The sequence below is a fragment of the Pseudoalteromonas sp. SR44-5 genome, from assembly GCF_014163675.1.
GTDB lineage: Bacteria > Pseudomonadota > Gammaproteobacteria > Enterobacterales > Alteromonadaceae > Pseudoalteromonas > Pseudoalteromonas rhizosphaerae.
This window is the reverse complement of sequence record NZ_JACJDT010000181.1, coordinates 1-545: the sequence shown is the minus strand read 5'-3', so window position 1 is coordinate 545 and position 545 is coordinate 1. Positions and strand designations below refer to the sequence as shown.

Here is a 545-nt window from a genome sequence, read left to right as displayed (position 1 = left end):
AGGAAAACGCTGTTCTCAGCACGGATGGATGGCTCTGATAGGCGCCGCATTATCCCCGAAGCTGCCTTTGAAGGTAGGGGGCTTATTGGTAGCCACACACCCAAGCGCTCGCCAGATAACCGCTATATAGCCTTGTCCATGGATACAACAGAGCACGGCTTTACCCGCGAGCTGTGGGATACTAAAACCCAACAGTTTATTTTAATGAGCAAAGGCTATGGCTATGCCCATTTTAATTGGACCAAAGACAGTGAAAATGTAATTTTTTACGCCAGTGGTAAGCATTATAACTACCATGTACCCACCAAAGCACTCACTGAGCGGCCAATTATTTACTCTAATGGCTTGTTTTTATTGCCAGATGGTAAAACCTTTTTAGCCGATAAAAAAAATAAATACTGGTTACATGATTTTAATGGCGACGTGATTGAGAAGGTTGATTTAGGCTTTAACACCCAATTTACGATGCAGTATTTAAAAGTATCCCCTTTCGGCGATTATATTTCTTTTTTATCAGAGGGGCTTGGATACCCTAAATATTACTG

General features: G+C 42.0%; 1 pseudogene. It reads left to right on the top strand.

The features are described from left to right. Positions 1-545: pseudogene (locus H5154_RS23135) on the top strand (hypothetical protein); the annotation flags it as partial.